The sequence below is a fragment of the Acinetobacter sp. T63 genome, from assembly GCF_053852345.1.
This window is the reverse complement of the sequence record NZ_CM132659.1, coordinates 1,199,815-1,223,386: the sequence shown is the minus strand read 5'-3', so window position 1 is coordinate 1,223,386 and position 23,572 is coordinate 1,199,815. Positions and strand designations below refer to the sequence as shown.

Here is a 23,572-nt window from a genome sequence, read left to right as displayed (position 1 = left end):
TTTAAAAACCGTATTTCTAATCGCTATAGTTCGAGACCACTGTTTCAGCTGCCCTGACGGAAATGCTGTTATTTCTGTGCCTGATGCAGTCGTTGCTGGCGTTTACGCAACACAAATTCACCCAGCAATAATCCACCCATCAAGACATAAGAGATCAAGCCGTTATACATCACCCAAATTTTCATCGGTGCAAAGAAAACAGTGATCAGGGCAATGACCGCATTGATGCAAAAAAAACCACACCAAACTTTGGTCACTTGACGGGTCCATTCGACTCCTTCTTCTGGCAGATTAGGCTCTGCCAAACGTGCAAAACGCTCAATCATTGAAGGCGGTCGAATCAAGGTGCTGGCAAAAATAAACAGCGCCCCAAGACTCATAAAGACAGGATAGAGTTTAAGCCACGCATGATCTTTTAAAATCAAACTCAGCCCGCCACATAAAATGGCAAAACCTGTCAATGGCCACAGCAGGGCATTGCCCTTACTCAAGAGACGTAAAATGCCCAGTACAATCAATACCGCACTGACCCAGACATACTGTCCATGTGCCAAAGCATAAGCGACAAAAAAAGGATAGAGGATCAAACCGATCCCTGCTACCCCTTTTAAGATGTTGTTCATGCAACTGACATATTCTGAATCACGACCACCACATCTTGAATGGTGCGCACATTTTTAAAATCTTCAGGGTTGACTTGTTTGCCTGTCAACTCTTTAATTTTTACCACCAAATCAATGGCATCAATACTGTCAACATCGAGGTCTGAAGCTAGGTTTGACTCTAATTGCACATCTTCAGGCGCAATTTCAAACAACTCTTCCATCCATTCACGTAATTTTTCTAACACGGTTTCTTGTGCAAGCATAGCAACCTCTTATGCTGTTTTCTGTGCTTCAACCAAAGCCACTAAGCTTTGAATTGATTTAAAATGTTCTTTGGTTTCTGCAGACTCTGCATTCAAATGAATGCCATAACGTTTTTTCAATGCCAAGCCTAATTCAAGGGCATCAATCGAGTCCAAACCTAGACCATCGCCAAACAAAGGCGCGTCTGTATCAATGTCTTCAATACTGATGTCTTCAAGGGCAAGGACATCAATAATCATTTGCTTTAATTCATCAGCAAGATTAGTCATTTAGGGATAACTCTTGGTTAAAAAACCATTGTAATTGTTGATTTAATTGACGTACATTTTTTGGATTAACCGTTACGTCATCCAATACGTCTTCCACTTGGATCGCATCCAAGACTTTTACATGGATATGAAAAGGCTGTTCTGGAATGTGATACCATTTTTCGTTTTTGGTGAGTGTCGAGGGCGTACAGCTAATTAGCACAGGCCGAATCGGTACCCCTGCCCTTAGTGCAATATTGGCTGCGCCGCGCTGAAACACGTTCAACTGCTCACCTTTTGCTGTTCTTGTTCCCTCAGGAAAGATCAACAAGGACGCGGCATGATCCTGCTGCAATTTGTGTACACAGTCCTGAATAAATTGTTCAGAACCCGCATTTAAAATATATCCCGCACTTTGCACAGGACCTTTGGTAAATGGATTTGACCACAGTGCCTGCTTAACAACACAGTTTGCTTCCTCCATTAAACCAATTAAAACCACCACGTCAATCAGTGTCGGATGGTTAGCAATCACCAGCTCTTGTTGGCTGTGCTGTAGCTTATCTAGACCTTCAACCGTATAGGTCATAATGCCCAGTTTTACCATCATCTCCGTAAAACCTTTGAAACTGTGCTTAATGACTTTTTGAGTGCGCTGTTTGCGAACTTCTGGGTCTTGTGAACTCAACTTGACGATTGGTGCAATCAAACCACCAATCGCCACGCCGCCTAAGCCAAAGCTGGCAAAGCTAAATCCTGTCGCCCCAACCCGCCATGCATAGTTGGCTTTTTGCTTGATTCGATTTAATTTCAGCATTTCGTCCACGCTTCAGATTCAGTTTGCTCAGGATTAGTCCAAAACGTGTTAAATGCTAAAGCTTGCTGATAGGCTGGCGTTGCATTCGTATGCTTTGGCATCAATATCAAATTTGCAGGCGCTAATGAAATCATCGCTGCCATCGCAAAAGCAGAAAATGGCTGATGCTCGATATACATTTCAGGCAAGGCTTCATCATAATACACCAGCAAAACCTGACAGGCTTCTGGCCTTGTTTTTAACCATGCATAAGCTTCAATCAACCCATCATTCCACGAACCTGCCAAACTGGTCGCAGGTGTCGCATCCTGACATAAAATAGAATATAAGCCTGAAATTGCATTATGTACCGAGGTTGAAAATTGAGTCGGTGAAGGCGTTTGCCCTCTCAAGACATCTTCTAATATATTCAGCGTTTTGGCTTCATCACCATATTGCGACACCCAAACAATATAATCGACATTGCAGGCATCTAAAGCTTGTATGGCACAATTCAAAGCCAGTTTTGCCAGACGAGACAAACGTCGGCGTTGCATCGCAGGAATGTATTCTATAGCTGATAACTTTTGATCAATCGAACTTAGATTTAAGTGGGATACGTGGAGTTGCATCATCGTGATCAGTGTTTAAAAAATTGACAAATTATCAGGTTCGCAATTATAGCACCGTGTCAAATTTTTCACAAAATTTAACAAAACTACGTTGTTTTCAAAAATAAAACTGTGAAATCCATTCAATTATCAATTGCTGTATGCTGAAAAAACAGGAGGTTTTAACTTGGTAAACTATACATACTCATCAGGAGTTTACCATGAGCTAGAAACACAAGACGTATACGGTAGAACTTAAATCTGAAGCCATCAAAGCATTAGAAGCCAATCAAGGCAATGTATCCGAAACAGTTAGAGAACTCGGCATTTCCATGCAGACCCTTTCGCATTGGAACAATAAGGCAAAGGCAGGGACTTTAGCTGGTACTAAACAGTATTCACCTGACCTAAACGCTTTGCTCGAAGAAAATAAGCAACTTAAACAAACAGCTTAAATCCGCTGACATGGAACGTAAATTTCTAAAAAAGGCAGCAGCGTACTTTGCCAAAGTACGTCAGTAAGGTACGCCTATATGAAATCGCAAAAACACTGATTGCCGATTATTTTGATGGCACGATTACTTCATGTATTAGTTTCACACTTTTATAATTGGCTAAAACGAGGTGTGAATAAACGATTAGTTCAGCGAAATCAACAAACAAATTTGGTCAAAATAGCGCACAAATAAACGAAACAGAGCTATGACTATATTCGCTTAACCAAGCATTTACAGGCTCAGGTCGTAAAAATTAGTACATATGCAGTATGTCAGATAAAAAAGTTAAATCAGCTGCATTGTAAGTACCACAAACGTTTCAAAAGAACCACGAACAGTGACCATAACTGAGCGATCTATCCAAATTTGCTTGAGCAACAATTCTCAATGATTAAACCAAACCAAGCGTGATTGAGTGATATTACGTATATATGGACGACTGAAGGCTTGTTGTACTTAATAGTTGTAAAAGACGTTTACACGAAACAAGTGGTTGGCTACAGCTTAAATGAGCGTATGACAGCCAAGCTTGTTTGTGATGCATCGAATATGGCTATTCACAATCAAAAACCAGCTAAGGACCTCATTGTACATTCACAAACTTCATGCCTGTAGAGTCTACGAGTAGATGAAGCCCATCACTGTTTTTCTGATAACTAATTGCAATATCAATATGCTTTTGTCTTCTACAAAGCATACTGTAATCTGGTGCTGTCCAATCCAATCCGCAAAGTTTAATTAAGTTTTGAACAAAGCCAGTAACCCTGTGTAAAGTGAGTCTAAATAGAGATTTGATCATCAAATACATTGAATCGCTATGTCGGAGTAAGTTTTACTTAGACCTTATTTGCCTTGCGGTTCTGCATGCCATTGTGTTTTTGGATCGAACCAAATGTCAATATTCCCACGATTAAAGAGTGCTTGGTTATATGCTGACCAATTGGTTGTGCGGTAGATTTTGTATGTAAGCTTCTTCATTTGAAAATTATATTGCTGAAAAAGCCTTTACAGATAGGTTTGTGCAACAAAGCCTATGTGAAGTTGAATGTAGACTGGGAAATCTAACAGATAGATAAAATGATAAAGCTCTTCTAAAAGAGCTTTATTCTAAGAGTCTATAATTTGGATCTAAAATGATTTATTAGGGGGTAACTTTAGGCAAAGATAAAATTAATTTAGCTTCATAGTCATTCAAAACATTATCAATATTTTCAATCCATTTTGTACCATTGGCTACCTGTGCTGATCTAACAACTTTGCTGTAAACGTGAATAGGTTCAGCTGGCGATTTCTTCGTATTGAAGATATCGGTATCAATTTCAGAATGGATTTTAATAGATGCAAATCCTGGCTGGAACCAAGACCAGAATTTATTAATTTTAATATTCAAAACTAGGTCTGCATTCGCCCGATTGGCAGCATTATCTTCAAGAACTTCATAGCCTGATTTCTTAAGTGCTAGAGTTGTACGTTTCTTTAATAATTCAGAAACCGTTTCTTTCTCTAAAAGAATATCACCTAAAGCTTTTCCATAACCGTTACGCTTTCGAGCTACAGCTTTTGCTTTTTCTTCAGCCGTAGCCTTTGCTAAACCACCTTTTAAAGATGGGATATCAGCAGTTGGTGGTTTATCTTGAAAAGACCTTTCATCTTCAACAAGTGCAATAATCACTTTTTTAGAATTACTGGCCTCTTGTGTAGAAACTTGATTAGAGGTTGGAACTTGGATAAGTCCACGAGATGTTGCACATCCTGAAAGTGTAGTGATTAACAACCCAAAAGTTAGTATAAGAAAAAAATGTTTCACAAAAATCCCTCAATATTTATATAGTTAGGTAAAACTTCATAAATATAAAGAAATAGCGCAAAGATTGAAAGATAATTATTCGTATTAGTGGGAAAGTGTTTAAGTTTTGAACCGTACCGGGTTTGTCGGAGACTCAATATTCTGAGAGACTATTCCGATGAAAAAACCAAACTATACCCCCGAAATTAGAGAAAGAGCGGTTCAATTACTAATTGAATCTGAAAAAGATTATCCTTCTACTTGGGCAGCAATCACAGCTATTGCGCCTAAAATCGGTTGTACTCCTGAAACATTGCGTGTTTGGTATTTAAAGCATATGGATCAACTAAATCCTGCCAAAGTACAACAGATATCTGACCAAGAAAAAATGAAGCAAATGGAACGTGAAATTAAAGAATTAAAACGTGCCAATGAAATTCTACGTAAAGCAGCCGCTTTTTTCGCCCAGGCGGAGCTCGACCGCCCACACAAATAATGGTGGATTTTATCCATAATAATAAAGAGCTGTACGGAGTCGAGGCGATTTGTAGAATTTTACCGATCGCACCCTCAACCTATTACCGGATGATGTGTGCTGAATTAGCAGGAGACTTTCACTTGGGAGATTCTAGGCAGCTAACCGATAAAAGTCTTCTGCCATTTGATTTGGTGTCTTAAAATCCAAGCCTTTTTGAATTCTTCGCTGATTATAAAATAACTCTATATATTTTGTCTCTGTACACGACAAATTTCACAGAACCCTTATCCTATCAGGATTCTGCTTTCTTAAAATTGCCAAAATTTCCTTAAACTCTTCTTTTTTCCCAAAACCAATTAAACGCTGAATCGCCATTTGAACATAGTCTAAACCATAGCGAAATAAACTCATTGAGAGTCGTCCATGCTTCTTTATTTTTATCGCTTTTTTTTGATTATGTTGCCATTCACCCGTTAAGTAACACCAACAGAAGCTTATAGCTAACACCGCAATCAATTTTTTCACTCGTCTAGGGTCTGTCAAGCGCGTATTTTCAAGATTAAACCCGCGTCCTTTGAGACAACTGAATAAGGTTTCAATTTCCCAGCGTAATGCATAATCCTGAATAACATTGGCATTAAACTGAGGAGAAACGACGAGTAAAAGCTCTCCATTTTCTAACTGTAGTGCACTTATATATAGTTTCACCCGACCAACCAAAATCCGTCGTTTACGACATTCAATTTGACCAACTTTAAGATGGCGAAATAAATCACTAATTTTATGATTCTTTCCTAAATGATTGGTGACAATGAAGTTTTTTTAACACGAATGCAGAAGTTGATGTCTTGTTCAATTAACCATGTAAACCACTGCTCACCGATAAACTCTCTGTCTGCGAACACATTCACAATACGGTCTTTACCAAAAATGGCTATAAAGCGTTGAATCAAAGCAATACGCTCTTTCGTATCTGAATTTCCACGTTTATTAAGCAATGTCCAAAGGATAGGTATCGCTATTCCACGATAAACGATTGCGAGCATCAGGATATTAATATTTCGTTTTCCCCATTTCCAATTGGTTCTATCTAAAGTCAGTTGCACTTGGTCGAATGAAAACATATTGAAAATCAACTGAGAAATTTGACGATAATCAAAATACTGACCTGCAAAGAAGCGCTGCATACGTCGATAAAATGATTGTGGTAAACACTTGATGGGCAAGGCTTTAGATGCAGAAGAAAGATTACATGTTTGCTTTAAAATAATCACAAGCATGATGAGCGCAAAGCACTTTAAATGTGACTTGTTCCATTTTAGAGATTTGTTTAAGATAAGATATAACTCATTGAGATGTGTCATAGTATTCGTCGTTAGAAAACAATTATTGTGACATTATTTCAATGAGTTATCTATTTTTGTCGTGTACAGAGATTATTATAGAAGCCCCCATGAATAAATCGCTCATCATTTTCGGCATCGTCAACATAACCTCGGACAGTTTCTCCGATGGAGGCCGGTATCTGGCGCCAGACGCAGCCATTGCGCAGGCGCGTAAGCTGATGGCCGAGGGGGCAGATGTGATCGACCTCGGTCCGGCATCCAGCAATCCCGACGCCGCGCCTGTTTCGTCCGACACAGAAATCGCGCGTATCGCGCCGGTGCTGGACGCGCTCAAGGCAGATGGCATTCCCGTCTCGCTCGACAGTTATCAACCCGCGACGCAAGCCTATGCCTTGTCGCGTGGTGTGGCCTATCTCAATGATATTCGCGGTTTTCCAGACGCTGCGTTCTATCCGCAATTGGCGAAATCATCTGCCAAACTCGTCGTTATGCATTCGGTGCAAGACGGGCAGGCAGATCGGCGCGAGGCACCCGCTGGCGACATCATGGATCACATTGCGGCGTTCTTTGACGCGCGCATCGCGGCGCTGACGGGTGCCGGTATCAAACGCAACCGCCTTGTCCTTGATCCCGGCATGGGGTTTTTTCTGGGGGCTGCTCCCGAAACCTCGCTCTCGGTGCTGGCGCGGTTCGATGAATTGCGGCTGCGCTTCGATTTGCCGGTGCTTCTGTCTGTTTCGCGCAAATCCTTTCTGCGCGCGCTCACAGGCCGTGGTCCGGGGGATGTCGGGGCCGCGACACTCGCTGCAGAGCTTGCCGCCGCCGCAGGTGGAGCTGACTTCATCCGCACACACGAGCCGCGCCCCTTGCGCGACGGGCTGGCGGTATTGGCGGCGCTGAAAGAAACCGCAAGAATTCGTTAACTGCACATTCGGGATATTTCTCTATATTCGCGGTTCAGCAGGCATGTCCCCTTTGAGGGCGACCCGACGACAGGATAATCGACCTTATGGTGCGCAAATATTTCGGCACAGACGGTATTCGTGGCAAAGCCAACGAAGGCGCGATGACGGCGGAAACCGCCTTGCGCGTCGGCATGGCGGCTGGCCGTGTCTTTCGTCGCGGTGACCACCGCCATCGTGTCGTGATCGGCAAGGATACGCGCCTGTCGGGCTATATGCTTGAACCCGCGCTCACAGCCGGTTTCACCTCGATGGGCATGGACGTATTCCTTTTTGGCCCGCTGCCGACAACGTATAGGAAGAATAAACGCCCTTTTCACCCAAGTCCAACAGCTTTGGACCGCAGTTGACTCTTTCGACACCCCTGCGATGCAACCCAATCCGGCTGACGGGGAGCCAGCAACGCTGAAAATTTACCCTCCTCTTTCCCACTAGCGGCTCCTTTTCCGACAACCAGCACGGCGGATCCCTGCCGCGGCGCTGTGAACGCAGCATTTTGATTGGTATCGTTGGCCTTCAGGCTCGTCAGTCAAACAGACCCAGGAGCAGCTCAGCCGGTGGCGCCCGGCTTTCGGGTAACGCCCTGGTCCCGCTGGTTTCGGCTTTGTGCTTCAGGTGATCAAGGATCTGCTTGATCACTATAGGGTCTTCAATGCAGGCGATGACTTTCATGGCGCCGCCGCAGCCGCTGCAGGTCTCGATGTCGATATTGAAAACACGCTTGAGCCGTTGCGCCCATGTCATCGACGCTCGCCGTTGTGCTGGTGTTGCCGGTTCATCAGCCACCCTGACCTTGTTGCCCCTGCCCCGTTTTGCCGGCGTGACCAACGCCCGGTGCCGACTGTTGGGTGCGAACACCCCGTGGAAGCGGGTTAGGTTGACTCTGGGCTTCGGTACCAGGGCGGCCAGCCTTGCAATGAAATCCAATGGTTCGAAAATGACGTGCGTGGTGCCGTCCCGGTACGGCGTCTTGAGCTGGTAGCGCACGTTGCCGCCTCGTGTTAACGACAGCCGCTTCTCGGATACCGCCGGGCGGCTGATGTACCGGCACAGCCGTTCGAGCTTCTTGCGTTCATCGGCCCTGGCCGCCACGCCGGCGTGCAGGCTGGACCCGGCTACCTTGCCAATCCCGTCACCGAACGGATCACCACTGGTCGGCAGAGTTTGCAAAGTGAACACCTTTCGCCCCGCCTGTGAACCGACAGCGATACGGTAAGTGATCGAGTGCCCCAGCAGGGGTGTCATCGGGTCGTCATCCACCGCATCCGAGGCCAGATAGCTGTTTTCGACATCCCGTTCCAGCAGGCCTTGCCGTTCCAGATAGCGACCCACCCGGTGGGCGATGGTGTGCGTCAGCTGGGTGAGCTCTGGGCTGGTCGGCGCCTTGACCCAGCGGAAACGCGCTGAGCCGTGGGATTGCTCGACATACACACCGTCGAGAAACAGCATGTGGAAGTGAACATTCAGATTGAGCGCCGATCCAAAACGCTGGATCAGGGTGAGCGCGCCCGTCTTGGCCACTTGGTGGGTATGGCCCGCTTTCTTGACCAGGTGCGTGGCAATGACGCGGTAAACGATGCCCAGCACCCACCCCATGATCTCGGGCCGGCTGGCAAACAGGAAACGCAGCTGAAACGGGAAGCTCAACACCCACTGACGCATGGGTTGTTCAGGCAGTACTTCATCAACCAGCAAGGCGGCACTTTCGGCCATCCGCCGCGCCCCACAGCTCGGGCAGAAACCGCGACGCTTACAGCTGAAAGCGACCAGGTGCTCGGCGTGGCAAGACTCGCAGCGAACCCGTAGAAAGCCATGCTCCAGCCGCCCGCATTGGAGAAATTCTTCAAATTCCCGTTGCACATAGCCCGGCAATTCCTTTCCCTGCTCTGCCATAAGCGCAGCGAATGCCGGGTAATACTCGTCAACGATCTGATAGAGAAGGGTTTGCTCGGGTCGGTGGCTCTGGTAACGACCAGTATCCCGATCCCGGCTGGCCGTCCTGGCCGCCACATGAGGCATGTTCCGCGTCCTTGCAATACTGTGTTTACATACAGTCTATCGCTTAGCGGAAAGTTCTTTTACCCTCAGCCGAAATGCCTGCCGTTGCTAGACATTGCCAGCCAGTGCCCGTCACTCCCACTCGATTGTAAACAAGCACACAAAACCCTTTAGTGACAACAATTTGCAAGAACTATCAGGCTCAGTGCCATGAAAAATACCATGACCAGATCATGAGGTTGAACACGGCTTGCGCCGGCAGCGTTCACGCTCCTGGTCGGCGATCTCGCCCGGCTGCAATGCTAGCTCAGCATCGGTCATGCGCTCCAGCACGTCGCGTAGGCGGATGGTGCAAGGAATGGGCGGCAGCTCGAACTCATAGCCGCCGGCGATCATTTCGGCCGCAATCTCCTCGGTGATGAAAAACGGCTCGTCGTCTTGGTTCGGCTTCTTCATGCCCTTTCCTCCTGGCGCTCATCCTGGCCGACAGCGGCCAGGGCATCGGCTTCCGTCAATGCGTCCTCCACGAACGCGCCGTGCTGCTTCGCTTCGGCCTGGCTGACCTCGGCCCATATCCGTTTCACCTGGGCCGCACTGTACCCGGCCAGCTCGGCGGTCTTGTTGATGCTGTAGCCGGACTTGCGCAGCGCGACAACTTGGGCGCGGCGCTTCGGATCAGCACGGCGGCCCTTGTACCGCCCGGCCTGGCGGGCCAACTCAATGCCTTGGCGCTGGCGTTCGCGCCTGTCCTCGTAGTCGTCGCGGGCCATCTGCAAGGCCAGGCGAAAAAGCATGATCTGCACGGCTTCCAGCACGATCTTGGCGACGCCCTGGGCCTCGGCCGCCAGGTCGGATAGATCGACCACGCCAGGGACGGCCAGGCGTGCGCCTTTGGCCTGTATCGAGGCCACCAGGCGCTCGGCCTCGGGCAAAGGTAGGCGGCTGATGCGGTCGATCTTCTCGGCAATGACCACCTCGCCGGGCTGTAGGTCGCCGATCATGCGCAGCAGCTCAGGCCGGTCGGCGCGTGCGCCGGATGCCTTCTCACGGTAGATGCCGGCGACGTAGTAGCCGGCGGCCTTCGCGGCCGTAGTGATCGCCTCTTGGCGTTCCAAGTCCTGCGCGTCGGTGCTGACGCGCAGATAGACCCGCGCCACCATCGGCGCGGCTACTGGCTTCGTCCTGCGCATACTTGCGGGCTCCTTTGGGCATACTCAAATGCACCCATCTTAAACTGGCAGCTAATGTACAAAAGTTGATAGAAGCACACAAGTTCAATTTTGCACTTCTGCCCCACTATTGCAAAACTGCTTGTTAGTAGCCGTTTTTTCTTACTGTTTATAGATTCAATAATTTTTGAAACGAAAAATTGGGACTAAACATTTCGGTTTCGTTTTCTGTCGATTCGTCCTGCGTATCTTTTGCATAAACAAACATTTGTTGTTCGTAGTTTTCGATGGCATTTTCAATACTTGTAAATTCTCCGTTTGTAAGGTTTTCAGACAATATCAAAGCATCCAATAATCCCGTATTTACACCCTGTCCTGCAAAAGGCGACATCAAATGAGCAGCATCGCCAATCATTGTTATGGGTAATGGACGGTTACTTTTCCAATCATTGTTCAAAGGAAATTTCCTTGTGGGCAAGCATTGAAATGTTGATACCGAACGTATTAATTGTTTGTAAACTTCACTCCATTTGGAAAATCTTTTCAATAAAAAATCGGCAACGCTGTTTCTGTCCTGAAAATCTAAGGGAATTTTATTTTTCCATTCATCGGGCGTTTTAAAACTAATTCCTAAATACAATGCACCATTATTATTGGGATTGGCAAACAATAAAATGCCCTGATGTCCCGCCATTAATCGGTTGCCGTTGCATAGCTGAAAAAATCCGGGACAGTTTATTTCCGGTTGAAGAATATCAGCTTGGATGTTGAAAGTACCGGTTTCTTCAACTTGCGTGTCGGTAACAAAGCTCCTTATTTTCGACATTCCACCATTGGCAAGAATAACCAAATCTGCTGTTTCACTCGGTTTATTCTCAAAAGTTAGTGTCCACTTCTTCTTACCAGGTTCAAGCATAACAAGTTTTCTATCCCAAATAACCGTGTCGTTTTCTAAACTATTCAACAAGATAGCCCTTAAGTCATTTCTGTTTATTTCAGGATTGTCAAATCGATTTTCGGGCTTTACATTTTTTGTGGATAAAATATTGCCTTTTTCATCAGCAATATTTACACCCATTGGTAAGGCTAAGTCATAATAAGTTTGTAACAATCCCGCTTTTTTCATTGCTTCCTGACCTGAACCTTTGTGTAGGTCAAGGGTTCCACCAAAAATTCTTGCCTCTCGGTCGTTGTCTCTTTCGTAAACTGAAACGTCTATGCCGTTTTGCTGTAATAATTTTGCCATAGTCAGTCCAACGGGTCCACCACCAATTATTGCAACGTTCTTATCACTAAGTAAATTCATTTGTTTGTCCGTATCTATTCGCATTGTCATTCAAAAATGGCACATAACAAGTGGCTATACGCCAAATGGCGTATATATCCACTATATCTTATTTTGCTAAACCTTTCATTATCAGTGACAAATCCGTTTTCAACCGTTTACCGTTCGTTTCTACTCTCTCAAAAGGATTTATATTCATAGTGCTTTTTGTTAAGTTTTGCTCAAATATACAAATCCTTTCTATATATCTAACAAATCCATCGGACTTTTTAATTGTTCCATTCCCTTGGTGGTAATATGTGTATAAACCTCAGTTGTTTTACTGCTTGAATGACCTAACAACGATTGAATATAACGTAAACTCGTACCATTCTCAAGCAAATGCGTTGCAAAGCTATGTCGTAAGGTATGTACAGTAACTTCCTTTTGAATCTTTGCTTTTAAAACAGCTGCTTTAAAAATGTTTTGAATACTTCGGCTTGAGTATGCGCCACCTTTTTGACCTTCAAATAAATAATCTTTTGGTTTATATTCCATAAAGTATGTTCTTAAAATAATTAATGTTTTCTCAGATAAAATGGTATAACGATCTCTTTTTCCTTTTGACTGTTCTATACGAATTTGCATGCGCTTGGAGTCAATGTCTTTTATTTTCAGGTTTATACATTCAGAAATGCGCAAACCTGCCGAATAAATAGTCATCAGAATAGCCTTGTGTTTCACGTTTTCAATAGCGCGTAGTACCCGAATGGTTTCTTCTTCACTCATCACAACAGGAAGTGTTTTTTCTTTTTTTGGTCTTTCGATGAAATATGTTTTCCGTTGTCCACCCAAAACACGTTCGTAATAAAACTTAATCGCATTGATTGCCTGGTTTTGATAAGATATTGAAACTTTTCGCTCCATAACCAAATGTCGGAGAAATGATTGTATATGTCCTTCATTCAATCGATCGACGTATAGGAAGAATAAACGCCCTTTTCACCCAAGTCCAACAGCTTTGGACCGCAGTTGACTCTTTCGACACCCCTGCGATGCAACCCAATCCGGCTGACGGGGAGCCAGCAACGCTGAAAATTTACCCTCCTCTTTCCCACTAGCGGCTCCTTTTCCGACAACCAGCACGGCGGATCCCTGCCGCGGCGCTGTGAACGCAGCATTTTGATTGGTATCGTTGGCCTTCAGGCTCGTCAGTCAAACAGACCCAGGAGCAGCTCAGCCGGTGGCGCCCGGCTTTCGGGTAACGCCCTGGTCCCGCTGGTTTCGGCTTTGTGCTTCAGGTGATCAAGGATCTGCTTGATCACTATAGGGTCTTCAATGCAGGCGATGACTTTCATGGCGCCGCCGCAGCCGCTGCAGGTCTCGATGTCGATATTGAAAACACGCTTGAGCCGTTGCGCCCATGTCATCGACGCTCGCCGTTGTGCTGGTGTTGCCGGTTCATCAGCCACCCTGACCTTGTTGCCCCTGCCCCGTTTTGCCGGCGTGACCAACGCCCGGTGCCGACTGTTGGGTGCGAACACCCCGTGGAAGCGGGTTAGGTTGACTCTGGGCTTCGGTACCAGGGCGGCCAGCCTTGCAATGAAATCCAATGGTTCGAAAATGACGTGCGTGGTGCCGTCCCGGTACGGCGTCTTGAGCTGGTAGCGCACGTTGCCGCCTCGTGTTAACGACAGCCGCTTCTCGGATACCGCCGGGCGGCTGATGTACCGGCACAGCCGTTCGAGCTTCTTGCGTTCATCGGCCCTGGCCGCCACGCCGGCGTGCAGGCTGGACCCGGCTACCTTGCCAATCCCGTCACCGAACGGATCACCACTGGTCGGCAGAGTTTGCAAAGTGAACACCTTTCGCCCCGCCTGTGAACCGACAGCGATACGGTAAGTGATCGAGTGCCCCAGCAGGGGTGTCATCGGGTCGTCATCCACCGCATCCGAGGCCAGATAGCTGTTTTCGACATCCCGTTCCAGCAGGCCTTGCCGTTCCAGATAGCGACCCACCCGGTGGGCGATGGTGTGCGTCAGCGGCACTGTTGCAAATAACCACGAATGGTAAGCTGAAGACTGTTTTAGCTAAAGGTGCAGCATATGAATCCTTTCCATGGTCGGCATTTTCAGGGCGAAATCATTCTTTGGGCTGTGCGCTGGTATTGTAAATATGGCATTAGCTATCGTGAACTGCAGGAAATGCTGGCCGAACGGGGTGTGAATGTTGATCACACGACTATTTACCGTTGGGTTCAACGTTATGCTCCTGAAATAGAAAAACGTTTACGCTGGTATTGGCGTAATCCTACAGATCTGAGCTCGTGGCATATTGATGAAACCTATGTAAAAGTGAATGGACGATGGTCTTATCTGTATCGTGCAGTCGATCAACGTGGCGATACCATTGATTTTTATCTTTCTTCTAGACGTAATACCAAATCAGCATATTGTTTTCTTGGAAAAATTTTAAATAATGTGAAGAAGTGGCAAATTCCACAAGTGATCAACACGGATAAAGCACCCACATATGGACGTGCTTTATCACGGTTAAAACGGGAAGGTAAATGTCCACCAGACCTTGAGCACAGGCAGATTAAGTATAAAAATAACGTGATTGAATGTGATCATGGCAAGCTAAAGCGGATCATCAGGGCCACATTAGGATTCAAATCTATGAAGACGGCTTATGCCACAATTAAAGGTATTGAAGTCATGCGTGCACTACGTAAAGGACAAGCATCGTCATTTTATTATGGTCAGCCTCAGGGTGAAGTGTGTCTAATCAACAGGGTTTTCGGTCTCTAAGTACTTTTTAAAGGGAACATCATCGACTCAAATCTCTATTTGCAACAGTGCCAAAAAAACCAACTTCAAGTTGGTTTTTCTTTTTTAATCATCAGTGGCGACCTTAACACCATATCCAATTAAACCTGCAAGGCTAGCATAGGCTATTTTGGCATAAATCGAACCCCACCAGACCGTAATTTTACTGGCACCAAATTCCCGAACCGTTTGCCCCATAAAATTAGTGGTTTCATAGAAATTTTTAGCAGAATAACCTAACGCAATATGATCAAGGACAGGGAATAAACTAAAAGCTAAACCTACTGCTGCTGCGGGGAAAGTAAACTCTCTTGATAGACCGAATTTTCCAGTAATAAATACAAGCGATACCACGATAATTAATCTAATGATAGTCCATAGCATCACTGTGAAAGGCAAGTTAAAGATGCCTGCTCCCTGCCACGCAAGACCGCAAACAACTAACACGATAAAGCCTACAACTATCAGGAATAATACAAATTTATCATGATCATCTTTACTCATTAAAAAGTCTTTTATGGTTTGTTATTTTCACTTGCTTATGCCAGGTGAAGTTAGATTCTAGGTGTATTTCTAGGGGTAGTATTAAGATTGCTTTGCAGCTTCATCTTGTGATTAGGAGCATTCAAATTTTCTTCCGGTGCAGTAATCTTTTGCTTCAATAACTGCTCACGGTACTCGCTATAAACTTCAGTTTTATTGCGGGCAGTAAAACGGTGTGCGCTCTGATCTTTAAACTCTGTGAAGTACCGATCTGAATACTTAACAGAAAGTTTTTCAAATGGAATCTCATATTCCATATCATTGATTCGAGCTTTAATCATTGGTTTATCTTTCATCTTGTAGGCATCAAGAACCTTTAATTCTGTTCCCTTCTCAAAGGTTTCTTTCTTAAAGAATCCAGTCTTGATCTGTAACCCTTCCTCAAGTTTGAGAAGCTCACCTTTTGCAATTTTCATACCTCTAATGCTACCGATCTCATCACCTAAAATAGATTTAGATTTAAGATTCGCACGAACCTCGGTAACAATTTCTTCCTTCGTGAATGTACGATTCTCTGAAGTTAAAGCATGTATCTTCGAGTTAATTCCGTATATCTCCCGCTTATCTTCAATATGGTGGCGGTGATCTTGCAGATATGCTTTGATCAATTTTTCTTGCTTGTCTACTAAAGTGAAGTCTGTAGAAAATTCTTTCTTTTCTGATCGTCCTAGAACTTTTTTGAAGTTTTCAAAAGGTGTAACTTCTTTTTCAACAGGATTGTAATTCTGATCATATGAGATTTTCCCATCTGGACGTTTAACGAATTCTTTTTCATTCGTGGTAAACGACATAGCAGAATAATTAATTTCGACATTATGTTTATGTCGGGTCAAAGCAACATAAGTTAAATTAGCATTCATGTTCTCACTCGCCACAATATAGGCATTATCAACAGTCATACCTTGTGATGAGTGAATAGTATTTGCATAACCATATTTAAATTGGTTGTATTCATTTAAATCTACTTTAATGATCTCATTATTTCTATCTGACTGAACCATCATAAATTTAATGTTATTAAGATTATCTTTTTCAAAACCGATTACTTTTGCTGTTTCACCATTGCTAACTTTTAATTTTGAATCATTCTGCTTAAATACAATTTTTTCTCCGACAGTAATTTCAATATCACCGAAAGCAGTTTTAACATGATTACCAGTAGCAGAAAGTTGACCATTTTTAATTAATACATTTCTTGCCATGCGGTTTAATTCATTCACATCATTATTTGAATGAGCAAGCATTAACTTATTTTCGCTAGAATCTTCACTCCAAGATTTAATAGTTTTGGCTAGTGCTAGATCGTGAGATTCATATTCATTAACAGCATTAATGGTCTTATAAATATCTAATGCTTTGTCAACTTCATGCTTAGATAACAACTTAGATGCTTCAATCATTTTCTCTGATTCCTTCGCATATTTTTGTCGTTGTATATTTTCTAATGAAGCAATATTTTTCTTATCAAGGTTATCTTGAATATGAGCAAAAGCAGAACCAGCACTAACAGCACTTAACTGATAACTATCACCAACAAGTTTTATTTGAGCATCATGCTTCTCTACGATCATGAGAAGTTTTTGCATGTCTCTTGAGCCGACCATCCCCGCTTCATCTAAGATCAAGACAGTCTTATTATTGATCTCAAAATTACCACTTTCATATCGGGCAAGGAATGAAGCAATTGTACTGCTTGGAATATTACAATCGTCAGAAATAGCTCTAGCTGTAATTGCCTGCAAAGCAATACCATGAACTTTATAATCTGAAGTTTTGAAGGCTTCAGAAACAGCACTAAGAACATAAGACTTACCAGTACCAGCCGAACCATTTAGCAATGAGATTCGATCAGTAGAAGTCAAAGTATAATAGGCTGCTTCTTGCTCTCTATTGAATGTTCTTTTATCAGCAATTTTTACAGCATTTAAAGTGAATTTTTCAGTTAAATTAAATGGCTTCTGTACTCGACTTTGCTCATTGGCATTGTAGATAAATGCAGTAATAGAATCTTCAATTCCGACCAATTCTTTTGATGAGAATACAACCTTATCTTTCCCAAACAACATTGCCATATCAGGACAAGTCATTACAGCTTCATAGGCTTTAAGATATTGTTCTTGACTGTCAGTATGAGCCATAACAAAACGCTCAAGATCACGGGCAGTAAATACAGACTGATTAGAAGTTAAAGCTCTAATAACTTCCGAAGGACGCTCAATAATAATTTCGCCATTTTGATGACGTATATTTTTTATATTTTCATTAATGAAATATTTATGATTACTAACATAATCAGCCCTGAAGTTTTGACTGGATAATTCAAGCCCCTGAGCCTTATAACTTCTATGATCTATACGAGCATCAAGACCTAAATTTTCGCAAAAATCGTTTACATGGTTAGCCCATGATAAGCGTGTATCTGCCACAAAAACTTTAGATGAAAAATAGCGATCTTTACCTGCCCCGCCCTTTTCAGGATTAGTCGGATTGTAGCGTTTAAAGTGTTGTACTTCGTCACGATCAATACCATCTAATTTTCTTTCACTAAACATCAAATGAATATGAGGATTTTGTTCACCATCACTTGCTAATGGGCTATGAATTGCATAGGAATATGTGAAGTTTTTACCTAAAGTCTTATCTACAAATTCCTGTACTAATTCTTCACGTTGTTCTTTATTCAATTCTCTAGGCAATGAAATTTCCAATTCAGTATAAATACGTCCATTAATGCGTTCGTTCTTATCTGCTGACTTCCAAAAATGAGCAGCATCTTTAGCCCAATTTGGTAAATTTCCTGATTTTATATTTTCTAAATCTTCTCTTTTGTATTTACCTTCACGATTTATATAAGCGTAATGGCTTGCCCCTCGACTTCCCGAAGAACCGTATTGCCTACCTGATTTAACTGATAAGTGATAAATCGCCATAATTCGCCTATTTTGAATCTGCTTTTTTTGTTTCTCGGAGAGAAACGCGGAAGCGTACATTCCAACTGCTGTTGTCATGATAACTTCAATATATATTCGCTACAAGGTGATAACCCATAGTTCAGAAACCCCAAATCTGAGGGTCTATAAGTGACACGATTAATAAGGATTTTTTTAAGCTATAAACTGTAATTTTTTGTTATTAGATAGACATTAGGATATTTTTTAAACTAAAGGACTGAAAGCCAATTTTAAAATTTTAAAAATCCTATAAAAAATGATCACCTGGCTAAATATTTTTCAATTCAAGTCATACTCAGAATAAATATTTCTTTAATTGTAAAAGTCAGAAATTAATAATTTAATATGATTTTTGTTGTTTAGTGCTGTAATAGATTTCCTCTATTTTTAGTTATGCTATGATTTAAAAATATTGACGAAGTGGCAATGGCTATCGAAAATCTAAAATTTACTGAAGATCAAAAAAAGTTTGTAACTGATGAAATCTCTCGTTTGAAGGGATTAGAGAATAGAAACCAAACTGAAGATTTAATTTTGTCACTTGTTAAAAGTATTGAATCAGGCTCACCAACAAAGCAGCAAATTAGTTCATTTGAACGTGTAATGAAAAATGAATTTAAAAAACATAAAGCACGTTTAGAATTAGAAAAAATTAAGGAAGATGAAAAAAAACTTTTAGCTAGTTTGAAAAAAGATGCTCAAGCTGCTCAAGTTAAAGATCGCAAAAAACGTGAACATAAATTAATTTCAATTGGTGCGCTTTTTGAAATAGTAGATTTCCCAACTGAAGATAAAGGAATTATTACTGGTGTTCTTTTAAAGGCTCTTGAATCATATAAATCCAATCCCCAACATTTTGACAGTTTAAAAATTGCTGGTGACAAATTTATTGCTGATCGGGAACAATCAAAAAAATCTAAATCAACTCTAGTTGATAATTCAGGCTCTACAAATTAAAGAATATTCAAACTGGTAAAAATATAATTTAATTTTTTTCAGTCGCAACCCTGCGGGATTGCTTTGTTAATCCCGCTTATAGGTAACATGGAAGTAGTTGCGGGTCTGCGGTCAGCTAGCCAAAATCACAGATTTTGTCTGCTTCGCTTGCCCCATTCAACAGTAATCAGAGAAGGGAGGATTTTTCAGATTTTTCAGTTCGCAAAGTAGACACTTTGCTCTGCTCTATCGTTTAGGATTCAATATCTTTTTTTGAAAATTCAAAATAAATTAAATCTTTTTTACCTAGCTCAACCATTATTGAATTATAAAAATTGACAGGTAAATTTATAAATTCCTGATGCTCCGACCATAGTGCTTGTTCACCTTTGAATAGATATTTATATCTTGGATTGCCAAGTTCTATACGCTCTTTTTCTTTTGCAATTACTTCCGATCTGATTGCATTAAGCATATCTACAATTTGAATTGCTTTAGGGTCAATTTGATATTCCCTAGAGCTTTTCCCATTAATCCAAAGTTGAGCATCACGGCTATTGTACTTAGTTTCTTCCGTGTGGACTACCTTGTAAAATTCAATTATTTGCTCTGGGCTATATAAACCATTTCTGAAGCATTCAATTTTGAATTGAGCATTATTCATTTTTTCAGTTCCTTAATATTCATTATATGATACGCAATGAACCGCATTTTTTTGAAGCATTAGAAATCTAAACATCAAAAAAATGCGGGTGACTATTACCCCTATTTATTTTCAAATAAGAGCCTTAAATATAATTGCCAATCTTTATATATTAATTTTGAATGCTTCATATTTTCCTCTGTAGTGAATTGACCCCCTTCAGGGGGTCAACTGTTTTATGCGTATGATGATGTATAGCAGCGTTTATAAACTTTTGTACCTGTCGGCAATAATTCAAAATCTAATACTGTTGCATTTGCAGACTGATGAATCACGATATAGTTATCCATGATCTTTTTTTTCATTGGCTCTTTGCTGGTAAATTCATTCGGTAAAGGCACAACATAACCTTGCATTGAACCTGTTGCATCATAAGCCTGTTTAAGTTCACGGATGACACAATATGCCCGGCTTTTCTCAATAACTTGATAGAAGTCTACATTTGTTTGCTCATATCCCCATGAGGTATATAAGATCGTCCCGATCTCTAACTGATCACGGAATTTTTTAATTCGGGCTTTTTGTTCTTCCTTGTTCTTGATGGCGTTTTGATGGCTCAAGTTGTCTGATTGAATATTTTGAGAAACAGCTTCTTTCATACGTTCAACTGTTTTAAATCTAGTGTAGATAAAAGGGGGTCGTTTGCGGGAGAGGGCGAAATCCTACGCTAAGGCTTTGGCCAACGATATTCTCCGGTAAGATTGATGTGTTCCCAGGGGATAGGAGAAGTCGCTTGATATCTAGTATGACGTCTGTCGCACCTGCTTGATCGCGGCCGCGATAGCTAGATCGCGTTGCTCCTCTTCTCCATCCGCGTTCCAAGCTGCGGAAAGGCACCCATAAGCGTACGCCTGGTCGAGCAGGCGACGCGGATCGACGTCCAGCGCACGAGAGAATGCGTCCGCCATCTGTGCAATGCGTCTAGGATCGAGACAAAGGTCGTCTCTGTCAGCCGGATCGTAGAACATATTGGCGGCGCCAAAGCCCACTTCACCGACCAGACCGACGGGATCTATCACCAGCCAGCCGCGACTGGAGAACATGATGTTTTCATGATGCAGATCGCCATGTAGCCCACGCAGTTCCGAGGCATTGCTCATCATTTGATCGGCTATAATCGCCGCGTGGACGTAGTCAGTTTGACAACCTGCGTTTTGATCATCGCGCGCCCGCTGAAACAAAGCTGCAAAGCGATCCCGGATCGGGAGAAGGGCAGAAGGCAGGGGTTCCTCAGATGCGGCATACAGCTTCGCCATTAGTTCCGCTGCAATTTCGGTCGCCTGGTAGTCGCCGTGCTCGGCAACGATGTGAGAGAGCATTCGCTCCCCGGCATATTCGAGCAACATCAGATTGTTCTCACGACCGAGCAACCGGACTGCTCCCCTCCCATTGCGCCATACCAGATAGTCGGCCCCGCGCAGTTCATCAGCAATGTCTTCTATAGGTTTCAATCCCTTGACGATTGCAGGAGTCCCGTCTGGCAATGAAACTTTCCAAACGAGGCTGGAAAAGGTGTCCGCAATGAGAACAGGTTGCGAAACGTGCCAATGAGCAGGAAAAACAGGCGGCATGAACATCAACCCCAAGTCAGAGGGTCCAATCGCAGATAGAAGGCAAGGCGTTCGCGGTCGGGGGCTTCGATCCCCAATACATTGAATAGGACAGCGAAGGCGCGCTCTGCTTCATCTGGCGCTGCCCAGTTCTCTTCGGCGTTAGCAATCATGAGTGCCAAATCGGCATAGCGATCTGCTGTTCCGAGCCGCCCAAGGTCGATCAGACCCGTGCATTGAAGAGTTTTAGGGTCCACCATGAAGTTCGGCATGCAGGGATCACCATGGCAAACAACCATATCGGTGCGCTCTTGGTCGAGCCGCACCGGTAGCTCTCGTTCGACACGAGCCAAAAGATCGAGCTGCGGCGTACTCTTGTCCTCGTCCGGTAAGAAGTCGGGATTGACGGCATTGCGGGACACCACATCAACGGCGCGTCCGAACATTCGCGACAGCCTGCGCTCAAACGGACATTGATCAACCGATAGGCTGTGAACAGCGCCAAGTTGCTGCCCCATTGACGGCCACGCTTTGAGCAAATCCGCTCCAGACAGATCAGCCGCCGGTACTCCCGGAATTGCCGTTATCACCAAGCATGCACCCTCCTGTTCCTCCTGCCAGTTGATCACCTCGGGGCAAGCCACACCTCGACCTTTGAGCCAAATGAGGCGGTCACGCTCTCCAGCGAGCTCACCGCGGCGGGAAGCAGGTGCGATTTTCGCGAAGGCATGCCCGTCACCACGTCGAAAAACAAAATCACCAGATTCTCCGCCTCTGACAGGCAACCAGTCAGAATGCGATTCACCAAAAAAAATATTAGTTCGATTCAATGGAGGTTCCTTCAGTTTTCTGATGAAGCGCTCTGTACACGACAAAAATAGATAACTCATTGAAATAATGTCACAATAATTGTTTTCTAACGACGAATACTATGACACATCTCAATGAGTTATATCTTATCTTAAACAAATCTCTAAAATGGAACAAGTCACATTTAAAGTGCTTTGCGCTCATCATGCTTGTGATTATTTTAAAGCAAACATGTAATCTTTCTTCTGCATCTAAAGCCTTGCCCATCAAGTGTTTACCACAATCATTTTATCGACGTATGCAGCGCTTCTTTGCAGGTCAGTATTTTGATTATCGTCAAATTTCTCAGTTGATTTTCAATATGTTTTCATTCGACCAAGTGCAACTGACTTTAGATAGAACCAATTGGAAATGGGGAAAACGAAATATTAATATCCTGATGCTCGCAATCGTTTATCGTGGAATAGCGATACCTATCCTTTGGACATTGCTTAATAAACGTGGAAATTCAGATACGAAAGAGCGTATTGCTTTGATTCAACGCTTTATAGCCATTTTTGGTAAAGACCGTATTGTGAATGTGTTCGCAGACAGAGAGTTTATCGGTGAGCAGTGGTTTACATGGTTAATTGAACAAGACATCAACTTCTGCATTCGTGTTAAAAAAACTTCATTGTCACCAATCATTTAGGAAAGAATCATAAAATTAGTGATTTATTTCGCCATCTTAAAGTTGGTCAAATTGAATGTCGTAAACGACGGATTTTGGTTGGTCGGGTGAAACTATATATAAGTGCACTACAGTTAGAAAATGGAGAGCTTTTACTCGTCGTTTCTCCTCAGTTTAATGCCAATGCTATTCAGGATTATGCATTACGCTGGGAAATTGAAACCTTATTCAGTTGTCTCAAAGGACGCGGGTTTAATCTTGAAAATACGCGCTTGACAGACCCTAGACGAGTGAAAAAATTGATTGCGGTGTTAGCTATAAGCTTCTGTTGGTGTTACTTAACGGGTGAATGGCAACATAATCAAAAAAAAGCGATAAAAATAAAGAAGCATGGACGACTCTCAATGAGTTTATTTCGCTATGGTTTAGACTATGTTCAAATGGCGATTCAGCGTTTAATTGGTTTTGGGAAAAAAGCAGAGTTTAAGGAAATTTTGGCAATTTTAAGAAAGCAGAATCCTGATAGGATAAGGGTTCTGTGAAATTTGTCGTGTACA

The 23,572-nt window shown here is 43.2% G+C and carries 23 protein-coding genes, 4 pseudogenes and 1 other annotated feature; of the genes and pseudogenes, 7 read left to right on the top strand and 20 right to left on the bottom strand.

Annotated elements, in window-relative coordinates; genetic code table 11:
- Nucleotides 1-68: 68 nt before the first annotated feature.
- From ACVLR6_RS05925 to ACVLR6_RS05905, 5 genes are read right to left on the bottom strand one after another with little or no spacing between them, the layout of a single operon-like run.
- A complete protein-coding gene (locus ACVLR6_RS05925) occupies nucleotides 69-623 on the bottom strand; it encodes a COG4648 family protein (RefSeq protein WP_005090850.1) in 555 nt (184 codons plus the stop codon).
- Nucleotides 620-868, bottom strand: coding sequence for an acyl carrier protein (locus ACVLR6_RS05920; RefSeq protein ID WP_005090852.1), 249 nt, complete (start codon nucleotides 866-868; stop codon nucleotides 620-622). The genes ACVLR6_RS05925 and ACVLR6_RS05920 overlap by 4 nt, the downstream gene beginning before the upstream one ends.
- A 9-nt stretch (nucleotides 869-877) precedes the next feature.
- Nucleotides 878-1,138: a phosphopantetheine-binding protein gene (locus ACVLR6_RS05915; protein WP_005090854.1), complete on the bottom strand. Its 261-nt coding sequence runs from the start codon at nucleotides 1,136-1,138 to the stop codon at nucleotides 878-880.
- Nucleotides 1,131-1,934: a lysophospholipid acyltransferase family protein gene (locus tag ACVLR6_RS05910; protein ID WP_151730684.1), complete on the bottom strand. Its 804-nt coding sequence runs from the start codon at nucleotides 1,932-1,934 to the stop codon at nucleotides 1,131-1,133. The genes ACVLR6_RS05915 and ACVLR6_RS05910 overlap by 8 nt, the downstream gene beginning before the upstream one ends.
- Nucleotides 1,928-2,548 (bottom strand): beta-ketoacyl synthase chain length factor, encoded by a 621-nt coding sequence (locus ACVLR6_RS05905; RefSeq protein ID WP_075166810.1) that lies wholly within the window; start codon nucleotides 2,546-2,548, stop codon nucleotides 1,928-1,930. Before ACVLR6_RS05905 ends, ACVLR6_RS05910 begins: the two co-directional genes overlap by 7 nt.
- Before the next feature lie 245 nt (nucleotides 2,549-2,793).
- Between ACVLR6_RS05905 and ACVLR6_RS05900 the strand changes: the two are divergent.
- Nucleotides 2,794-3,618, top strand: a pseudogene (locus ACVLR6_RS05900) (IS3 family transposase); the annotation flags it as partial.
- Here the strand turns inward: ACVLR6_RS05900 and ACVLR6_RS05895 are convergent.
- Nucleotides 3,617-3,999, bottom strand: a pseudogene (locus tag ACVLR6_RS05895) (transposase); the annotation flags it as partial. The pseudogenes ACVLR6_RS05900 and ACVLR6_RS05895 sit on opposite strands and share 2 nt — an antisense overlap.
- Nucleotides 4,000-4,162: 163 nt before the next feature.
- Nucleotides 4,163-4,828 (bottom strand): flagellar biosynthesis protein, encoded by a 666-nt coding sequence (locus ACVLR6_RS05890; protein WP_070153988.1) that lies wholly within the window; start codon nucleotides 4,826-4,828, stop codon nucleotides 4,163-4,165.
- A 157-nt stretch (nucleotides 4,829-4,985) separates the two neighbouring features.
- Here ACVLR6_RS05890 and ACVLR6_RS05885 point away from each other — a divergent pair.
- Nucleotides 4,986-5,398 (top strand): annotated as a pseudogene (locus ACVLR6_RS05885) (transposase); the annotation flags it as partial.
- Nucleotides 5,261-5,377, top strand: a sequence feature (AL1L pseudoknot). It overlaps the preceding pseudogene by 117 nt.
- A 160-nt stretch (nucleotides 5,399-5,558) precedes the next feature.
- Here ACVLR6_RS05885 and ACVLR6_RS05880 read toward each other — a convergent pair.
- Nucleotides 5,559-6,649, bottom strand: a protein-coding gene (locus ACVLR6_RS05880; protein ID WP_455995294.1) for an IS4-like element ISAba1 family transposase whose coding sequence is annotated in 2 segments (ribosomal slippage) — nucleotides 5,559-6,109 and nucleotides 6,109-6,649 — 1,092 coding nt in all. Because the reading frame shifts where the segments join, the coding sequence is not laid out codon by codon here.
- A gap of 89 nt (nucleotides 6,650-6,738) precedes the next feature.
- Between ACVLR6_RS05880 and sul2 the strand changes: the two genes are divergently transcribed.
- Together sul2 and ACVLR6_RS05870 are read left to right on the top strand one after the other, a co-directional pair.
- Nucleotides 6,739-7,554 carry a sulfonamide-resistant dihydropteroate synthase Sul2 gene (gene sul2 / locus ACVLR6_RS05875; RefSeq protein WP_001043260.1) on the top strand — a complete coding sequence of 272 codons (816 nt, stop codon included), beginning with the start codon at nucleotides 6,739-6,741 and terminating at the stop codon, nucleotides 7,552-7,554.
- A gap of 86 nt (nucleotides 7,555-7,640) precedes the next feature.
- Entirely contained in the window at nucleotides 7,641-7,943 is a 303-nt protein-coding gene (locus tag ACVLR6_RS05870; protein WP_000251875.1) for a phosphoglucosamine mutase, read from the top strand.
- Nucleotides 7,944-8,118: 175 nt separating this feature from the next.
- Here the strand turns inward: ACVLR6_RS05870 and ACVLR6_RS05865 are convergent, their stop codons facing one another.
- The 6 genes and pseudogenes from ACVLR6_RS05865 to ACVLR6_RS05840 form a co-directional block, all read right to left on the bottom strand.
- Nucleotides 8,119-9,612 (bottom strand): IS91-like element ISCR2 family transposase, encoded by a 1,494-nt coding sequence (locus tag ACVLR6_RS05865; RefSeq protein WP_180175424.1) that lies wholly within the window; start codon nucleotides 9,610-9,612, stop codon nucleotides 8,119-8,121.
- 210 nt (nucleotides 9,613-9,822) lie between these two features.
- Nucleotides 9,823-10,047 (bottom strand): hypothetical protein, encoded by a 225-nt coding sequence (locus ACVLR6_RS05860; protein WP_000743213.1) that lies wholly within the window; start codon nucleotides 10,045-10,047, stop codon nucleotides 9,823-9,825.
- Nucleotides 10,044-10,781 (bottom strand): recombinase family protein, encoded by a 738-nt coding sequence (locus ACVLR6_RS05855; protein ID WP_001366550.1) that lies wholly within the window; start codon nucleotides 10,779-10,781, stop codon nucleotides 10,044-10,046. Before ACVLR6_RS05855 ends, ACVLR6_RS05860 begins: the two co-directional genes overlap by 4 nt.
- Before the next feature lie 148 nt (nucleotides 10,782-10,929).
- Complete coding sequence (locus tag ACVLR6_RS05850; RefSeq protein WP_024160783.1) at nucleotides 10,930-12,096, bottom strand: tetracycline-inactivating monooxygenase Tet(X3); 1,167 nt, start codon at nucleotides 12,094-12,096, stop codon at nucleotides 10,930-10,932.
- A gap of 189 nt (nucleotides 12,097-12,285) precedes the next feature.
- Nucleotides 12,286-12,951 (bottom strand): tyrosine-type recombinase/integrase, encoded by a 666-nt coding sequence (locus tag ACVLR6_RS05845; protein ID WP_015060916.1) that lies wholly within the window; start codon nucleotides 12,949-12,951, stop codon nucleotides 12,286-12,288.
- Nucleotides 12,952-13,235: 284 nt separating this feature from the next.
- Nucleotides 13,236-14,066 (bottom strand): annotated as a pseudogene (locus tag ACVLR6_RS05840) (IS91-like element ISCR2 family transposase); the annotation flags it as partial.
- A 63-nt stretch (nucleotides 14,067-14,129) separates the two neighbouring features.
- Here ACVLR6_RS05840 and ACVLR6_RS05835 point away from each other — a divergent pair.
- The gene (locus tag ACVLR6_RS05835) at nucleotides 14,130-14,834 is read left to right on the top strand and encodes an IS6-like element IS1006 family transposase (protein ID WP_001067784.1); all 705 of its coding nucleotides are present in this window, start codon (nucleotides 14,130-14,132) and stop codon (nucleotides 14,832-14,834) included.
- An 84-nt stretch (nucleotides 14,835-14,918) separates the two neighbouring features.
- Here ACVLR6_RS05835 and ACVLR6_RS05830 read toward each other — a convergent pair whose 3' ends face one another.
- Nucleotides 14,919-15,356: a hypothetical protein gene (locus ACVLR6_RS05830; RefSeq protein WP_000030933.1), complete on the bottom strand. Its 438-nt coding sequence runs from the start codon at nucleotides 15,354-15,356 to the stop codon at nucleotides 14,919-14,921.
- A gap of 50 nt (nucleotides 15,357-15,406) precedes the next feature.
- The gene (locus ACVLR6_RS05825) at nucleotides 15,407-18,325 is read right to left on the bottom strand and encodes an AAA family ATPase (RefSeq protein WP_005119228.1); all 2,919 of its coding nucleotides are present in this window, start codon (nucleotides 18,323-18,325) and stop codon (nucleotides 15,407-15,409) included.
- A 447-nt stretch (nucleotides 18,326-18,772) separates the two neighbouring features.
- Here ACVLR6_RS05825 and ACVLR6_RS05820 point away from each other — a divergent pair, with 447 nt between their 5' ends.
- The gene (locus tag ACVLR6_RS05820) at nucleotides 18,773-19,303 is read left to right on the top strand and encodes a conjugal transfer protein TraD (protein ID WP_000963725.1); all 531 of its coding nucleotides are present in this window, start codon (nucleotides 18,773-18,775) and stop codon (nucleotides 19,301-19,303) included.
- Nucleotides 19,304-19,535: 232 nt separating this feature from the next.
- On the opposite strand, the gene ACVLR6_RS05815 is transcribed toward ACVLR6_RS05820, so the two are convergent.
- The 4 genes from ACVLR6_RS05815 to aph(3'')-Ib all read right to left on the bottom strand — a co-directional run bounded on the left by ACVLR6_RS05815 (nucleotide 19,536) and on the right by aph(3'')-Ib (nucleotide 22,365).
- Nucleotides 19,536-19,946, bottom strand: a complete 411-nt coding sequence (locus ACVLR6_RS05815) for a hypothetical protein (protein WP_001057867.1) — start codon at nucleotides 19,944-19,946, stop codon at nucleotides 19,536-19,538.
- A gap of 215 nt (nucleotides 19,947-20,161) precedes the next feature.
- Nucleotides 20,162-20,584: a hypothetical protein gene (locus ACVLR6_RS05810; protein WP_000656635.1), complete on the bottom strand. Its 423-nt coding sequence runs from the start codon at nucleotides 20,582-20,584 to the stop codon at nucleotides 20,162-20,164.
- Nucleotides 20,585-20,725: 141 nt separating this feature from the next.
- A complete protein-coding gene (locus tag ACVLR6_RS05805) occupies nucleotides 20,726-21,562 on the bottom strand; it encodes an aminoglycoside O-phosphotransferase APH(6)-Id (protein WP_000480968.1) in 837 nt (278 codons plus the stop codon).
- Nucleotides 21,562-22,365: an aminoglycoside O-phosphotransferase APH(3'')-Ib gene (gene aph(3'')-Ib / locus ACVLR6_RS05800; protein ID WP_001082319.1), complete on the bottom strand. Its 804-nt coding sequence runs from the start codon at nucleotides 22,363-22,365 to the stop codon at nucleotides 21,562-21,564. The genes ACVLR6_RS05805 and aph(3'')-Ib overlap by 1 nt, the downstream gene beginning before the upstream one ends.
- A 101-nt stretch (nucleotides 22,366-22,466) precedes the next feature.
- Between aph(3'')-Ib and ACVLR6_RS05795 the strand changes: the two genes are divergently transcribed.
- Nucleotides 22,467-23,557, top strand: a protein-coding gene (locus tag ACVLR6_RS05795) for an IS4-like element ISAba1 family transposase (protein ID WP_455996010.1) whose coding sequence is annotated in 2 segments (ribosomal slippage) — nucleotides 22,467-23,007 and nucleotides 23,007-23,557 — 1,092 coding nt in all. Because the reading frame shifts where the segments join, the coding sequence is not laid out codon by codon here.
- Nucleotides 23,558-23,572: the final 15 nt, after the last annotated feature.

What these genes read in the sequence shown, in the direction of transcription:
- ACVLR6_RS05925 (WP_005090850.1), bottom strand. Translation starts at nt 623, where the DNA reads ATGAACAACATCTTAAAAGGGGTAGCAGGGATCGGTTTGATCCTCTAT.
- ACVLR6_RS05920 (WP_005090852.1), bottom strand. Translation starts at nt 868, where the DNA reads ATGCTTGCACAAGAAACCGTGTTAGAAAAATTACGTGAATGGATGGAA.
- ACVLR6_RS05915 (WP_005090854.1), bottom strand. Translation starts at nt 1,138, where the DNA reads ATGACTAATCTTGCTGATGAATTAAAGCAAATGATTATTGATGTCCTT.
- ACVLR6_RS05910 (WP_151730684.1), bottom strand. Translation starts at nt 1,934, where the DNA reads ATGCTGAAATTAAATCGAATCAAGCAAAAAGCCAACTATGCATGGCGG.
- ACVLR6_RS05905 (WP_075166810.1), bottom strand. Translation starts at nt 2,548, where the DNA reads ATGATGCAACTCCACGTATCCCACTTAAATCTAAGTTCGATTGATCAA.
- sul2 (WP_001043260.1), top strand. Translation starts at nt 6,739, where the DNA reads ATGAATAAATCGCTCATCATTTTCGGCATCGTCAACATAACCTCGGAC.
- ACVLR6_RS05870 (WP_000251875.1), top strand. Translation starts at nt 7,641, where the DNA reads ATGGTGCGCAAATATTTCGGCACAGACGGTATTCGTGGCAAAGCCAAC.
- ACVLR6_RS05865 (WP_180175424.1), bottom strand. Translation starts at nt 9,612, where the DNA reads ATGCCTCATGTGGCGGCCAGGACGGCCAGCCGGGATCGGGATACTGGT.
- ACVLR6_RS05860 (WP_000743213.1), bottom strand. Translation starts at nt 10,047, where the DNA reads ATGAAGAAGCCGAACCAAGACGACGAGCCGTTTTTCATCACCGAGGAG.
- ACVLR6_RS05855 (WP_001366550.1), bottom strand. Translation starts at nt 10,781, where the DNA reads ATGCGCAGGACGAAGCCAGTAGCCGCGCCGATGGTGGCGCGGGTCTAT.
- ACVLR6_RS05850 (WP_024160783.1), bottom strand. Translation starts at nt 12,096, where the DNA reads ATGACAATGCGAATAGATACGGACAAACAAATGAATTTACTTAGTGAT.
- ACVLR6_RS05845 (WP_015060916.1), bottom strand. Translation starts at nt 12,951, where the DNA reads ATGGAGCGAAAAGTTTCAATATCTTATCAAAACCAGGCAATCAATGCG.
- ACVLR6_RS05835 (WP_001067784.1), top strand. Translation starts at nt 14,130, where the DNA reads ATGAATCCTTTCCATGGTCGGCATTTTCAGGGCGAAATCATTCTTTGG.
- ACVLR6_RS05830 (WP_000030933.1), bottom strand. Translation starts at nt 15,356, where the DNA reads ATGAGTAAAGATGATCATGATAAATTTGTATTATTCCTGATAGTTGTA.
- ACVLR6_RS05825 (WP_005119228.1), bottom strand. Translation starts at nt 18,325, where the DNA reads ATGGCGATTTATCACTTATCAGTTAAATCAGGTAGGCAATACGGTTCT.
- ACVLR6_RS05820 (WP_000963725.1), top strand. Translation starts at nt 18,773, where the DNA reads ATGGCTATCGAAAATCTAAAATTTACTGAAGATCAAAAAAAGTTTGTA.
- ACVLR6_RS05815 (WP_001057867.1), bottom strand. Translation starts at nt 19,946, where the DNA reads ATGAATAATGCTCAATTCAAAATTGAATGCTTCAGAAATGGTTTATAT.
- ACVLR6_RS05810 (WP_000656635.1), bottom strand. Translation starts at nt 20,584, where the DNA reads ATGAAAGAAGCTGTTTCTCAAAATATTCAATCAGACAACTTGAGCCAT.
- ACVLR6_RS05805 (WP_000480968.1), bottom strand. Translation starts at nt 21,562, where the DNA reads ATGTTCATGCCGCCTGTTTTTCCTGCTCATTGGCACGTTTCGCAACCT.